Source organism: Streptosporangium sp. NPDC003464 (assembly GCF_053588315.1).
Genome location: NZ_JBSFPS010000268.1, coordinates 1 through 13474, shown reverse-complemented (window position 1 = coordinate 13474; position 13474 = coordinate 1). Strand labels below are relative to the sequence as shown.

Sequence of the window (13474 nt, the reverse complement as noted above, 5' to 3'; positions counted from 1 at the left end):
GGACGCGCGCCGGCCGGGCCGTTACGGAGTGACGGAACGGAGGGGCTCGCTCCGCCCCGCACCGGCCACGATGTCGGCGACCGCCGGATCGTCGCCGAGCGCCCCGTCCGGCAGCGTCGTGTTGCCGGCCAGCGTCACGCCCGCGGGGGGATCGCCGGGATCGGCGTCCCAGAAGTTGCCGAGGAACGCCACCTGCTCCAGCGGCGGCGAGACGTTCAGCACCACCGGGGCGTCGGCCCGGTGGACGAGGTTGCCCTGGACCGTGACCCAGGCGGCGCCGTAGTCGGTGTAGAGGCCGAAGTTGTAGGGGGTGATCGTGTCGCGGACGACGTTGCCGCGGACCAGCGCGCCGCTGGCGTGCGAGGTGCCCTGGCTGCCGGACAGGTAGATGCCGCCGCCGTCGGCCAGCACCTGCATCGTGTCGTGCACCAGGTTGTTCAGCACCTGGGCGCCGCGCCCCTCGTAGACCACGATGCCCGCGTGCGGCACGTCGTTGACCTGGTTGTGCGCCACGACGGTGTCGCGGGTGCCGCTCAGCAGGACGGCCGGTGAGCCGTGGTAGTCACGGCCGACGTGGTGGATGTGGTTGTTCTCGACCCGGTGGCGGCGCGCCCCCGCGCCGATCACCACGCCTCCGCCGGCCACCTCGTCGACCACGCTGTCGCGCAGCACGTTGCCCGTGCCGTCGCCGCGGAACTCCAGCGCGACCGCGCCCAGCCGGGTGAACCGGCATCCCTCCAGCGTGACCCGCGAGGCGTTCTCGAAGATCACGTTGCCGGGCATGGCCGCACTGTCGCCGGGGATCGTGACCTGCCCCTGGCCCTCGGCGAAGGTGACCGTCCGCAGCGGGCCGCCGTCGTGGTAGCCGTTGCCGTGGTAGTGCAGGAACCCCTCCGGCGTGCTGGGCCGCAGCCAGGTCGCCTCGGCGAAGGTGATGCCGCGGAAGGCGACGTCGTGCACGTCCCGGGCGTGCAGCAGCGTCTCCAGCACCGGCGCCACCACGTCGTCGAGGTCCTCGCCGGGGAGCGGCAGGTAGTGCAGGACGCCGCCGCTCAGCGCGAAGGTGCCCTCGGTCAGGAAGGCGGGGCTGTTCTCGGCGGAGGTCGGGGCGTCGACGCCGTTGAACTCCCCGGCGCCCGGGCCGTCCCAGGTGATGACCGACCGGTAGAGCCGCGCCGCCCAGCCGAAGGCGGGCTGCGCCATGGTGACGGTGGTCAAGCGCCCGTCCCCGGAGATCCGCGCCACCTGGCAGCGGGCCTCGGACCAGGGGTAGGCGCCCCGGTAGACGAACTCCACCTCGCCCTGCCAGGAGCCGGGCGCGGGGTCGTCGGTGACGTAACCGGTCTCGGTCCTGGTCAGGCCGTGTTCCAAGGGGACGGCGGCCCGTACGGCGCGGCGTCCGGAGACGTAGAGCTGGCGGGTGGCCAGGCCGGGGACCTCGGCCAGGCGGACGCCGCCGGCGCCCTCGCGCCAGCCGGTGATCCTCCGGCCGCCACTGATCACGACCTTCTCCTGGGCGGCGGTGCCGTAGCCGTGGGCCTGGTAGACGACGCCGGAGTCGGCGGCGGCCAGCCGGAACGGCTCGGTGAGGCGGTAGGTGCCGGCCCTGAGGGTGACCACGGTGCCCGGCGCGGCCGCCGCGCGGGCCCGCTCCAGTGTGGCGAACGGCCGCTCCGGGGTGCCCGGGCCGGAGTCGTCACCCGACGGGTCAACAAAGAGCATCGAGGTTTCCTCTCGTGTGTATGGCGTACACATCTGGTATACAGCATATACAGGGAGGGGAGTCAAGATGGCGGATCCGGAGCGCAGCACCGAACTGCTGTGGGGGGCGGGCTCCAGGCGCGGCCTCAGCCTGGAGCGGATCGTGCGGGCCGCGATCGAACTGGCCGACGCGGAGGGCCTGGCCGCGGTCTCCATGCGGCGGGTCGCCGAGCGGCTGGGCTTCACCACCATGTCGCTCTACCGCCATGTGCCGGGCAAGTCGGAGCTGGTCGCCCTCATGCGCGACGAGGTGCTGGGCGGGCCGGGGGACTCCGGTGCCGATCACGCGGGAGGCTGGCGGGCGGAGCTGGAGGCGTGGGCGCGGGACGGGCTGGCGCGCCACCTGCGGCACCCGTGGCTGGTCGAGTCGTCGGAGCCGCGGCAGGTGCCCGGGCCCAACGCCGTGGCCGGCTTCGAGCGGGCGCTGGCGGCGGCGTCGCGGGCCGGACTGCCGCCCGCGCAGGTGGTGGCGGTGGTGACCCTCGTCGGCGGGTTCGTCGAGAGCGCCGCCCGGCAGGTGGTGCGGACCGAGCGGACCGAGCGGCGCACCGGTGTCGGCGAGGAGGAGTGGTGGGGGGGCCGCGCCTCGCTCTTCCAGCACCTGGACCGGTATCCGACGCTGAGCCGCATCTACCGGGAGGGGGGGTACGACGCGCCGCTGGACCCGTTCGAGTTCGGCCTGCAGCGGGTGCTCGACGGGATCGAGGCTCTCATCCATGACGGAACCAGTGACGAAAGTCGTGACGAAAAACGGTGTGCGGTGTGCGGTAAGCCGGTTGCCCCGGCGGCCACCGGCCGGCCGCGGGACTACTGCTCCCGCGCCTGCCGGCAGCGCGCCTACCGGATGCGCAAGGGCTGACCGGGCCGCCGGCGCGCCGGGCACGCCGCCGCGGGGCGGGCGCCTGTGGCCCATGACGGCCGTGACCGTCGCCGGAGCCACGTCGGTCCGGTCCGGAGCCACGCCGGGACGGGGCAGAGCTACGCCGGGACGGGGCAGGGCGGGTCCGGGGCGGGGCCGGTCAGGGGTAGAGCGGATCCGGGGCGGGGCCGGTCAGGGGCGGAGCCGGTGGAACAGCTCGACCCGGTCCCGGTGGTAGTCGCGGTCCTCTTCGTCGTGCACCACACCACGGGCGACGGCCCTGTGGAAGTAGGCGGCCTCCCTGCGCAGCTTGTGGCGGATCAGCTGGGCCAGCGTCTCCTCGTCGAGCTCCCCGGCGGTGCCGCCCGCCTCCAGGTAGACGTCGACGAACTCCTTGGCGGGGCCCGGCCCGTCGTCACCCCATTCGATCGCGGCGGCGGCCAGCTCCACCTCCGGCGCGCCGACGAACGCCTCGTCCCAGTCGAGCACGGCCCGGATCACGCCGTCGCGGGCCAGCGTGTTGCCGGTGTGGTAGTCACCGTGCAGCGGGTGCCGTCTCGGACGAGTGCGGTGGAAGTCCGCCAGCCAGCGATCGAGCCCGGGGTCGGCGAGCTCGGGCAGGTCGGCGGGGTGCTGAGCCCCCTCCGGCGAGGGCGTCCCCGCGGCGGCGGGCACACCGGGCACGCCGTACAGGCCGAACTCCTGGTAGGCGGGGACAGGGCGGGGCCCGGGGCGGGCGGTGGCCAGCGCCTCGTGGAGCCGGGCCAGCAGCCGCGCGCCCTGCGCGCGCTGCCCGGGCAGCGCGGGATCGGGCCAGGTGCCCTCGACGTACGGCCAGAGCGAGACCGGACGGCCCTCGACCCGCGTGACGGTCGTGCCCTCGGGGGTGGACACCGGCGCCACCGCCTCGGGCAGCCGGGCGGCGGCGTGCAGGCCGATCGCGTGGCACCATTCGGCCTCGGCCGTGCCCCACGACCGGGGGCCGATCCGCACCACGTGGTCGCCGAGCCGGTAGGCCGAGGACTCCTCGCCCCCGTGCAGCCGCTCTCCTTCTCCGCGGACCCCCCACACCTCGGCGACGGCCCGCCGTACGGCATCGGTCAGCGGGGTCTCTGCGTAGATCATGAGAGCACCCTAACCGGATCCGCCCGCGGCATCCGTCCGTGAGGACGGCTCTCCGCCCGCCTCCAGAAGGTGCGAGGCGGGCGGTGAGCCGGGCCGTCCGGCCCCCATGGTGAGGTCTCAAACCCGCCAGCCGACGGCTGCGACGGCTGCTGGACTGGGCGCATGTCCGTAATCACCTCTCCTACCTCCCCTGCCGCCGCTCCGGCGCGATCACCACTGATCGGCTGGCTGGCCGTCGTCTCGGTGATGTTGGGGATCTTCTCGATCGTCACCGCCGAGATCCTGCCGATCGGCCTGCTGACGCCCATCGGGTCCAGCTTCGACGTCTCCGACGGCGCGGCGGGCCTGATGATGACGGTCCCCGGCGTCCTGGCCGCGGTCGCCGCCCCGGTGGTCACCGTCGCGACCGGACGGCTCGACCGGCGCCTGATGCTGTGCGCCCTGATGCTCCTGCTGGCGGTCGCCGACTTCCTCGCGGCCGCCGCGCCGGCCTACTGGGTCATGGTGGTCTCCCGGGTCCTGGTCGGGCTGGTCATCGGCGGCTTCTGGTCGATCGGCGCCGGTCTCGCCGGACGGCTGGTGCCGGCGGGGCAGGCCGGCACCGCGACCGCGGTGATCTTCTCCGCCGTCCCGCTGGGATCCGTGCTCGGGGTGCCCGCGGGCACCTTCATCGGGCATCTCGCGGGCTGGCGGACGGCCTTCGTCGTCATGGGGGTGCTGGCGCTGGGGGTGCTCCTCGCGCTGATCGTGCTGGTGCCGCCGCTGCCCGCCGTCCAGGTGACGCGGTTGAAGGTCCTCGGCGGCCTGTTCCGCAGTCCCGGCGTCCGGGTCGGGCTCGTTCTGACGGTTCTCATAGTGACGGCCCATTTCGGCACCTACACCTATGTGACCCCTTTCCTTCGGCAGGTCACCGGGGTGAGCCCCGACCTGATCACCGTGTTCCTGCTCGTGTACGGCGTGGCTGGCATCGTCGGCAACTTCGTCGCGGGCGTGACGGTGACCCGCCGCCTGCGGGCCACCTTCATCACCAGCGGCTGCATGCTCGCCGGCGCGACCCTGCTGCTGCCGGTCCTCGGCACGGGAGACATCGGCGCGGTCGTGCTGCTCGTCGTGTGGGGGCTGGCCTACGGCGCCGTCCCGGTCTGCTCGCAGATCTGGTTCGCCACCTCGGCGCCGCACGCGACGGAGGCGGCCTCCATCCTGTTCACCTCGTCCTTCCAGGCCACCATCGCCATCGGTGCCCTGCTCGGAGGTGTCGTGGTGGACGCCGCCTCCCCGTCGGCCGTCATGGTGCTCGGCGGCGCGGTCGCGGTCCTCATGGTGCTGACCGCCGCCGCCGGCCGGGCCGTACGGGACTGATCGCCGTCAGTCGTGGTCGCCGACGGTGACGGTCAGCCGCCCTTCGACCGGTGAGCGGCCGGGCACGCGGACCGAGAGCGTCCCGGTGTACTTCCCCGGCTGGTCGAAGACGCGTCCGGACTCCGCGGTGAACGCGTCGTTGACCTGCATGCCGGGGATGCTCGCCGGACGCGCGGTCGTCAGCGCTACGTCCTCCTCCATCCCGTCGCTCCAGGTGACGGTGGCCGCGAGGTCACCGGACGCGTGTCCCGGAGCGGTGACGGTCCAGGTGGCCCGGGCCGGCTCGCCGCTCCTGGCGGTCGTCGGCGCGCCGAGCACGTCCATCCGCCAGGCGACGTCGGCGGTGGGGAAGAAGTTCGTCCCCTGGACCGTCAGCCGGCCGCCGGCCTTGGACAGGCGCGTGGTGAAGTCGCCGTAATCGCGCCGCGACTGCGGGCTCCAGCCGACCTCGGCCGTGGCGATGACCCGCGGGAAGCTGTAGTACTGCGCCTGCCCGACGCGCCGGATGAACTCCCCCCACAGGGCCGACTCGACGCCCAGCACGCTGCTCTCCTGGATGCCGGGGACGAACGTGCCGGGATCCCAGTTGTAGTGGCGGTCCAGCCCGCACGGCCCGCCGCACGCCCACGTGCCGCCCTGAGGCTGGCGGGAGTCCTGCTTCTGCGGCACGTAGGTGTTGGCCGCGGGGGAGAGGATCACCTTGGCGCCGCGGTTGTTCACCGCCGCGGCCACGGCGCTGCGGTTGCCGTTCCAGAACTGGACGACGGCCTTGCCCTGCGGGAGCGCGGTCCCGGCGTATTCGTTCCAGCCGACGACGGTCTTGCCGAGGGAGGCGACGTCCCGCGTGAACGCGTCGACCATCGTCGTGTAGTCGGCGTGGTCGGTGACATGCGCCTCGTCACCACCGATGTGCAGATACGGCCCCGGGGTCATCTCGGCGATCTGGGTGAGGACGTGCCTGACGAACTCGTACGTCACGTCGCTGCCGGCGTCGAACGACGAGTAGCCGACCGAGCCGGTGCCGTTGTGCGGCACGGTCGCCTGCCCCGGTTGCGGCCGTGGCCGGGCACCGGGGGTGTTGAGCTGCGGGATCGCGTGCAGCGCGGCGTTGGTGTGGCCCGGCATGTCGATCTCGGGGATCACCGTCATGCCGTTCTCGGCGGCGTGACGGACTATCTCGGCGTAGTCGGCCTTCGTGTAGTGGCCGGTGATGCCCAGCTCGGTGCCCATCAGCCGGCCACTGGCGTCGTACGTCATCGCGGTGGCGCCGCTCACCCCGGTGAGCAGGCCGTAGTCGATGCCGGACGGGTTGTCCCGCGGGTCGTCGATCGCGATGCGCCACCCCTGGTCGTCGGTCAGGTGCAGATGGAGGCGGTTGATCTTGAACTGCGCCGCGGTGTCGATGGTGGCCTTGACCTCCTCCACGGGGTAGAAGCTGCGGGCGACGTCGAGCATCACGCCGCGGTGCTCGAAGCGCGGGTAGTCGGTGATCGTCACCGCGGGCACCGTCCAGTCGGCGGCGACGACGGTGTCGGACTCCACCCACTGGGGCAGCAGCTGGCGCAGCGTCTGCACGCCGTTGAGCGCGCCGTTGGGCGTGGCGGCGCCGATCCTGACGCGGTCGGCGGTGGCGGTGAGCGTGTACCCCTCGGCCTCGTGACCGGCGGGCCCCTTCCCCGGCCCGACGTCGATGACGATCGGCGCGGGTCCCCATCCCCGGCCGGCGACGGGCAGGCGGTGCCCGGTCGACCGGCGGAGCACACCGGCCAGATACTCCGCCGGCGCCTTCGCGCCGTCGCCGAGGGCGACGATGCGGGTGTTGGCGTGCAGGGTGAACGGCGTGCCGCCGTGCTCCTGGACCGACACCGGCTCGGGCAGCAGGCCGAGCGTCGGCTCGGGCGGCGCGGCCGGGCGGTCCCAGATCTCGAACTCCGAGACCGAGTATCCGTAGGCCGCCCAGCGCTGGCGTCCCTGCATCCGGACGAAGGACACCGGGTCCTTGGACCTCACCTCTATGACGTCGGTCCGGGGACAGGTGTCGCGCCGCAGGTCGGCGACGTCGGTCCAGGTGGTGCCGTCGGCCGAGGTCTGCAGGACGAACTCACGGGCGCAGGCGTTGGGCCAGGAGATCTTGACATGGTCGACCGCGGCCGGCCTGGCCAGCGCGACCTGCACCCAGTTGTCGTCCTGATACTTCGACGACCAGCGGGTGCCCGGGGCGCCGTCGTTGACGTGCGCCGCGACGAAGTCGTCGCGGTCGAGTTCGACGCTGGAGGCGGTGGCCGTGCCGGCCAGGGCCAGGTTGACCGGGGTGGGGGAGGTGGCGGACGCCTGTGCGGCGCCCGGTGGCGCGAGCAGCGTCGCGGCGAGCAGCGCCGGGAGAGCTGCGGTGAGCAGGGCAGGCAGGGCGGCGGAGATCGGGCGGCGTCGCGGCCGCAAGGGGGGACGGGACAGGGCATCCGGCATGGGGGGCTCCTTCGCGGCATCCGCCCGGTACCGGCCGGGCGTGCTTCCGATGTGGCACTCGGTAACGCCAGAGTGTGAGCGCCGCACCCTATTACGTCAATGCTTCGGACATAAATGGGTCGGCTGGTGGTCCAGATTCTGGGGCGCTCCCTGCCCGGAGGGCGGCCGGCTGCCAGTGCGGGCGTCTTTCCATCAACGGGTCGGAAAATATCGAGGGGGTGGGAGCCGGTGGCCCGGCATCCCAGGCCGGGTGCCTCTTGACGTCATTTATTCCGAAGAGTTGACTATATTGGTCCGGGGGCGCCATCATGGCTCCATGACCAGGCCCACCGACGCGCTGCAGCGACTCCGCCGGGTGCACGAGGAGGCGGTGCTCGACGCGCTGCGCTCATCGGGGGCGCTGAGCCGTACCGAGCTGATCAATCGTACCGGCCTGTCCCGCACCACGCTGTTCGCGATCATCTCCGAGATGGTCGAGCGGGGCGCGGTCGTCGAGGTCGAGGCGCCCGTCTCCGGCGCGCGCGGGCGCGGCCGCCCCGCGACGCTTGTGGCGCTCAGCCCGGAGGCGGGCCAGCTCGTCGGCCTCGACCTGGCCCGCCACCGGGTCCACCTGGCCGTGGCCAACGTCTCGCACCAGATCATCGCCACCGGCATGGAGGACGTCCCCGAGGACGCCGGCGTCACCGAGCAGGCGGAGGCCGCGGTGCGGCTGATCCGGCGGGTGATCGGGGAGCGGGGGGTGCGCCTCGGCGCGCTGGAGGCGATCGGGCTGGGCCTCGTCGGGGTCATGGACGACCCGGCCCTGCCCGCGGGCATCGTGCCCGCGCGCTACACACCGGTCACCGAGCGCCTGGAGCGGGAGTTCGGCGTGCGCGTCGCGGTCGACAACAACGCCAGGCTGGCGGCGCTGGCCGAGAACACCTGGGGCGCGGCCCGGTCGGTCGACGACATGGTCTACGTGCGCTGGTCGGTCGGGGTGGGGGGCGGGTTCATCGTGGGCGGCCGGCTCGTGCGGGGCGCGCACGGCGCGGCGGGGGAGATCGGCCACGTCTCGCTGGACCCCGACGGCCCCGCCTGCCACTGCGGCAGCCGGGGCTGCCTGGAGCGGCGTATCGGCGGCCGGGCGCTGCTGGAGTCCTGCGCGGCGCGGGGCGTCCGCCTCGCCGACCTCGACGCGCTGGTCGGCGCGGCGCAGGACCGGGTCCCCGAGGTGTGCGAGCTGATCGCCGCGGCCGCCGCCGACCTGGGGCGGATCCTGGCCGACACCGTGGTCCAGCTCGATCCCGAGCGCGTGGTGGTGGGCGGTGAGCTCGCCTCGCTCGGCAGCCTGGTCCTGGAGCCGATCCGCGCCGCGATCGCCCGGCTCTCCCTGCCGAACTCCTCCCGCGCCATCGAGGTGACACCCGCCGATCTCGGCGTGAACGCCTCGGCCATGGGCGCCATCGCCCTCCTGCTCCACGAGGAGCCCACGATCCCCGCGCATCTGCGCCCCGCCAGCGGCTGATTTCCGCCACCCTCCGGAAGATCCACGCCCCCGCCCCGGGCCGCCGTGCGTCTCTTCGGGCGGGTCCGCCCCGGGCTGAGCAGGTGCCATCCGGGTGGACGGTCGCTGCAAAGGATCATGTCCTGCCTCTTGCCGCACCCTTTCCCGGTCATTAATGTAAAGCCTTGGGAATAAATGATGATCGGAGAGAGTGTGACCACCCCACGCAACGTCCTCTTCCTGATGACAGACCAGCATCGGGTCGACACCCTCGGCTGCTATGGCAACCCCGTGGCGCGCACGCCGGCACTGGACGGTCTGGCCGCGGAGGGCGCCCGCTTCGACCGCTTCTACACGCCGACGGCGATCTGCACCCCCGCGCGGGCGTCGCTGTTCACCGGCCTGCACCCCTTCAGGCACGGTCTGCTGGTCAACCCCGAGCGCAACGGCGGCGCCCGCGACGAGGTCGCCGACGGCCACCCCGTCCTGTCGGCGCCGCTGCTGGCCGCAGGCTACAACCTGGGCCACGTCGGCAAGTGGCACATCGGCCGTGAGCGCGGCCCCGAGTTCTACGACATGGACGGCGAACACCTGCCGGGCGCGCTCAACCCCTTCCACCACCCCTCCTACGAGCGCTGGCTCAAGGAGCACGGCCATCCGCCCTTCGCGGTGCGCGAGGCCGTCTTCGGCCGGGCGCCCAACGACTCCGGACGCGGCCACCTGATCGCCGGCCGGCTCGGGCAGCCGGCCGAGGCGACCGTCGAGGCGTTCCTGACCGACCGCACGCTGGAGCTGCTGGAACGCTACGCCCGCGACTTCCACGACGGCGGCCGCCGCTTCGTGCTCTCCTGCCACTGGTACGGCCCGCACCTGCCGTACCTGATCCCCGACGAGTACTACGACATGTACGACCCCGAGCTGGTGCCGCTGCCCGCCTCGATGGCCGAGACCTTCGCCGGCAAGCCGGACGTGCAGCGCCGCTACGCCGAATACTGGTCGGCCGACCACTTCGACGCCGACGCCTGGCGCAAACTGATCGCGGTCTACTGGGGCTACGTCACGATGATCGACGACCAGGTCGGCCGCCTGCTCGGCGCGCTGCGAGAGCTGGGCCTGTGGGAGGAGACCGCGGTGGTGTTCACCGCCGACCACGGCGAGTTCACCGGCGCCCACCGGCTCAACGACAAGGGGCCGGCGATGTATGAGGACATCTACCGCATCCCCGGCATCGTCCGCGTCCCCGGCGCGCCGCCGCAGGTCGTCGACGAGTTCGCCACGCTGATCGACCTCAACCCGACGGTCCTCGACCTGGCCGGGCTGCCCCCGCAGGAGCCCTGCGACGGCCGGAGCCTGCTCCCGCTGGTCAACGGGGAGCGGGTGGACGGGCGGTCACAGGTGGTCGCCGAGTTCCACGGCCACCACTTCCCCTACTCCCAGCGCATGCTCAGGGACCGCGGCCACAAGCTGGTGTTCAACCCCGAGAGCGTGCACGAGCTCTACGACCTGGAGGCCGACCCGCACGAGCTGCACAACGTCTACGAGGCGCCCGCCTACGCCGGAGTGCGGCGCGACCTGACGGCGCGGCTCTATCAGGAGCTGCTGCGCCGCGGTGACCCCGCCTACACCTGGATGAGCTACATGGCCGACATCGGCGGGGAGCGCGCCCCCGACGTCGACGGCGTCGCCGACGAGGTGGCCTGAGATGACCGCCGTGCAGAAGCGGTCCGCCGCGCGGACCTCGCCCGAGGCGGGGCGGAGCGGGGGCGGGACCCGCTCGACGCTGGCGCTCACCGCGGGGTCGGGCATCCTGGGGCTGCTGGTGTGGGTGGTCCTGGCGGGCAGCGGGATCCAGGGCTTCCCCGGGCCGGTCGCGGTCGTCGAGCGCGCCGTGCAGTCGATCGGCGACGGCACGCTGCCCGGTGATCTGCTGGCCAGCCTGCGCCGGGTCCTGACCGGTTTCGTGCTCGGCGTGGCGCTGGCCGTACCGGTCGGGTTCCTGATGGGCTGGTACCGGCCCGTGCGCGGGCTGGTCGAGCCCTGGCTGCAGTTCTTCCGCATGGTGCCGCCACTGGCGATCATCCCGCTCGCCATCGTGCTCATGGGCATCGGGGAGACCCCCAAGATCTTCGTGATCTTCCTGGCCTCGTTCCTGTCGTCGGTGGTCTCCACCTTCCAGGGGGTGGTCTCGGTCGACTCCACCCTGATCAACGCCGCCCGGGTGCTCGGCGCCAGGGACCGCACGGTCTTCACCGGGGTCGTGGTGCCGGCCTCCACCCCGTTCATCCTCGTGGGCATGCGCATCGGCCTGGGCGCCTCCTGGGCCACGGTGGTCGCCGCCGAGCTGATCGCCGCGCAGGAGGGGCTGGGCTACCGGATGCAGCAGGCCCAGCTCTACTACGACCTTCCCACGATCTTCGTCCAACTGATCGTCATCGGCCTCGTCGGGCTCGTCATGGACCGCGCCCTGCTGCTCGCGGAACGTCGCCTGACGAGCTGGCAGGAACGGAGGTGAACGCGGTGGCTCCCAAGATCGAGTTCCGCGGGATCTCGCACCGGTTCGACCTCGGCGGAAGCGACTTCGCCGCGCTCGACCGCGTCGATCTGGACATCGCCGACGGCGAGTTCGTCACCGTCGTCGGGCCTTCGGGCTGCGGCAAGAGCACGCTGATGAACGTCGCGGCCGGCCTGCTGGAGCCCGCCGAGGGCTCGGTGCTGGTCGACGGGGTCCCGGTGCGCGGACCGAGCCCGCAGCGCGGAGTGATCTTCCAGCAGTACGCGCTCTTCCCCTGGATGAGCGTCCGCAAGAACGTCGAGTTCGGTCTGAAGATCGCCGGAGTCGGCGCGGCCGAGCGGCGCGCCAGAGCACAGTACTTCATCGACGTGGTCGGGCTCACCGACTTCGCCGACGCGCTCCCCAAGACGCTGTCGGGCGGCATGAAGCAGCGCTGCGCCATCGCCCGCGCCTACGCGGTCGACCCCACCATCCTGCTGATGGACGAGCCCTTCGGCGCCCTGGACGCGCTCACCCGGGTGCAGCTCCAGGACCGGCTCCTGGACACCTGGAGCCGGGAACGGCGCACGGTGCTGTTCATCACCCACGACGTGGACGAGGCGGTCTACCTGGCCAACCGGGTGATCGTCATGGCCGCCCGCCCCGGCCGCGTCCACCGCGTCATCGAGGTGGACCTCCCCTACCCGCGCACGGAGGAGATCCGGCTGTCGGCGGAGTTCGCCGAGCTCCGCGGGCAGGTCTGGCACTCCGTCTACCATCAGCCCGCCCCCCTGGAAAGGACCTCACCATGAGGCGTCCCCGCAGGCTGGCCACGGTCCTCACCGCCGTGCTGGCCCTTGTGCTCCCCGTCGCCGCCTGCGGCTCGTCCGCCGACGGAGCGGGGGCGGAGAAGGTGCGTTTCGGCTACATCGCCGACTTCTCCGGCGCCGCCGTACTCGCCGCGGCCGACAAGCAGGGACTGTGGGCCAAGCACGGCCTGGAGCCCGAGCTGAAGGTCTTCACCAACGGTCCCCTGCAGATCCAGGCCCTCGGCTCCGGTGACATCGACTTCGGCTACATCGGCTCCGGCGCGGCCTGGCTGCCGGCCAGCGGCAGAGCCCGCATCATCGCGCCCAACATGCTCGGCCAGGCCGACCGCGTCATCACCCACGCCGATTCCGGCATCACCTCCGTCGCGGGGCTGAAGGGCAGGCGGATCGGCGTGCCCGAGGGGACCTCCGGCGACATGATCCTGGAGCTCGCGCTCAAGAAGGCGGGACTGACCGGCAAGGACGTCGAGAAGGTCAACATGGACCCGAGCACGGTGGTCACCGCCTTCTCCTCCGGGCAGATCGACGCCGCGGCCATCTGGTACCCGCTGATCGACACCATCAGGAAGAACGCCCCCGACCTGGTCGAGCTGACCAAGAGTGAGGACTACTACCCCGAGCTCAGCTTCCCCAGCTCCTTCGTCGCCCGCAACGACCTGGTCAAGGACGGCCCGGCGACGGTCACCAAGGTGCTCAAGGTCATCCAGGAGGCCAACGACTGGGTCGCGGCCCACACCGCCGAGGCCGAGCAGCTCACCGCGGCGTTCGTCAAGGCCCCCGCCGAGCAGTTCAAGGGCGCCTCCGCCGTCACCAAGATCCTTCCTACCGCCGAGCTGGCCAGGCTGACCGAGGACGGATCGGTCGCCGGCTGGTACAAGGGCCTGGCCGACATCTTCGTCACCATGGGTAAGCTGACCGAATCGCCCGACCCCGCCACCTACTACACCGCTGACCTGTACCGCTCGGCCGCCTCCGGATGACGCCGGGCGGCCCCGGTCGGCCGGGGCGGCCGCCGCGGCCCCGGCCCCGGCCCCTGCGCGGGGGTGAATCAACCCACCACGATGGTAGGACGCTGCGGTGACAGCGAGAAGGCCCCGGCG

Annotated in this window: 10 protein-coding genes; 7 read left to right on the top strand and 3 right to left on the bottom strand. The window is 72.5% G+C overall.

What is annotated here, in order from left to right; all coding sequences use genetic code 11:
• Positions 1 to 21: 21 nt before the first annotated feature.
• Positions 22 to 1722, bottom strand: coding sequence for a right-handed parallel beta-helix repeat-containing protein (locus ACWDS7_RS39300; RefSeq protein ID WP_451933403.1), 1701 nt, complete (start codon positions 1720 to 1722; stop codon positions 22 to 24).
• 67 nt (positions 1723 to 1789) lie between these two features.
• Here ACWDS7_RS39300 and ACWDS7_RS39295 point away from each other — a divergent pair, with 67 nt between their 5' ends.
• The gene (locus ACWDS7_RS39295) at positions 1790 to 2620 is read left to right on the top strand and encodes a TetR/AcrR family transcriptional regulator (RefSeq protein ID WP_451933402.1); all 831 of its coding nucleotides are present in this window, start codon (positions 1790 to 1792) and stop codon (positions 2618 to 2620) included.
• A gap of 192 nt (positions 2621 to 2812) precedes the next feature.
• Here the strand turns inward: ACWDS7_RS39295 and ACWDS7_RS39290 are convergent, their stop codons facing one another.
• On the bottom strand, positions 2813 to 3745 hold the full coding sequence (locus ACWDS7_RS39290; RefSeq protein ID WP_451933401.1) for a phosphotransferase enzyme family protein: 933 nt from the start codon (positions 3743 to 3745) through the stop codon (positions 2813 to 2815).
• A gap of 162 nt (positions 3746 to 3907) precedes the next feature.
• On the opposite strand from ACWDS7_RS39290, the gene ACWDS7_RS39285 reads away from it, so the two are divergent.
• Positions 3908 to 5104 (top strand): MFS transporter, encoded by a 1197-nt coding sequence (locus ACWDS7_RS39285; RefSeq protein WP_451933400.1) that lies wholly within the window; start codon positions 3908 to 3910, stop codon positions 5102 to 5104.
• Between the two features lie 6 nt (positions 5105 to 5110).
• On the opposite strand, the gene ACWDS7_RS39280 is transcribed toward ACWDS7_RS39285, so the two are convergent.
• On the bottom strand, positions 5111 to 7570 hold the full coding sequence (locus tag ACWDS7_RS39280; RefSeq protein WP_451933399.1) for a family 20 glycosylhydrolase: 2460 nt from the start codon (positions 7568 to 7570) through the stop codon (positions 5111 to 5113).
• Between the two features lie 316 nt (positions 7571 to 7886).
• Between ACWDS7_RS39280 and ACWDS7_RS39275 the strand changes: the two genes are divergently transcribed.
• The 5 genes from ACWDS7_RS39275 (at position 7887) to ACWDS7_RS39255 (ending at position 13354) form a co-directional block, all read left to right on the top strand.
• Positions 7887 to 9074: an ROK family protein gene (locus tag ACWDS7_RS39275; RefSeq protein ID WP_451933398.1), complete on the top strand. Its 1188-nt coding sequence runs from the start codon at positions 7887 to 7889 to the stop codon at positions 9072 to 9074.
• A 174-nt stretch (positions 9075 to 9248) separates the two neighbouring features.
• On the top strand, positions 9249 to 10754 hold the full coding sequence (locus ACWDS7_RS39270; RefSeq protein WP_451933397.1) for a sulfatase-like hydrolase/transferase: 1506 nt from the start codon (positions 9249 to 9251) through the stop codon (positions 10752 to 10754).
• A 1-nt stretch (position 10755) separates the two neighbouring features.
• A complete protein-coding gene (locus ACWDS7_RS39265) occupies positions 10756 to 11565 on the top strand; it encodes an ABC transporter permease (protein ID WP_451933396.1) in 810 nt (269 codons plus the stop codon).
• A gap of 5 nt (positions 11566 to 11570) precedes the next feature.
• On the top strand, positions 11571 to 12356 hold the full coding sequence (locus ACWDS7_RS39260) for an ABC transporter ATP-binding protein (RefSeq protein ID WP_451933404.1): 786 nt from the start codon (positions 11571 to 11573) through the stop codon (positions 12354 to 12356).
• Positions 12353 to 13354, top strand: a complete 1002-nt coding sequence (locus ACWDS7_RS39255) for an aliphatic sulfonate ABC transporter substrate-binding protein (RefSeq protein ID WP_451933395.1) — start codon at positions 12353 to 12355, stop codon at positions 13352 to 13354. Before ACWDS7_RS39260 ends, ACWDS7_RS39255 begins: the two co-directional genes overlap by 4 nt.
• The last annotated feature ends 120 nt before the right edge of the window (positions 13355 to 13474 follow it).

Coding starts and splice junctions, on each gene's coding strand:
- ACWDS7_RS39270 (WP_451933397.1), top strand. CDS start 9,249: ATGATGATCGGAGAGAGTGTGACCACCCCACGCAACGTCCTCTTCCTG.
- ACWDS7_RS39290 (WP_451933401.1), bottom strand. CDS start 3,745: ATGATCTACGCAGAGACCCCGCTGACCGATGCCGTACGGCGGGCCGTC.
- ACWDS7_RS39285 (WP_451933400.1), top strand. CDS start 3,908: ATGTCCGTAATCACCTCTCCTACCTCCCCTGCCGCCGCTCCGGCGCGA.
- ACWDS7_RS39280 (WP_451933399.1), bottom strand. CDS start 7,570: ATGCCGGATGCCCTGTCCCGTCCCCCCTTGCGGCCGCGACGCCGCCCG.
- ACWDS7_RS39295 (WP_451933402.1), top strand. CDS start 1,790: ATGGCGGATCCGGAGCGCAGCACCGAACTGCTGTGGGGGGCGGGCTCC.
- ACWDS7_RS39300 (WP_451933403.1), bottom strand. CDS start 1,722: ATGCTCTTTGTTGACCCGTCGGGTGACGACTCCGGCCCGGGCACCCCG.
- ACWDS7_RS39275 (WP_451933398.1), top strand. CDS start 7,887: ATGACCAGGCCCACCGACGCGCTGCAGCGACTCCGCCGGGTGCACGAG.
- ACWDS7_RS39265 (WP_451933396.1), top strand. CDS start 10,756: ATGACCGCCGTGCAGAAGCGGTCCGCCGCGCGGACCTCGCCCGAGGCG.
- ACWDS7_RS39255 (WP_451933395.1), top strand. CDS start 12,353: ATGAGGCGTCCCCGCAGGCTGGCCACGGTCCTCACCGCCGTGCTGGCC.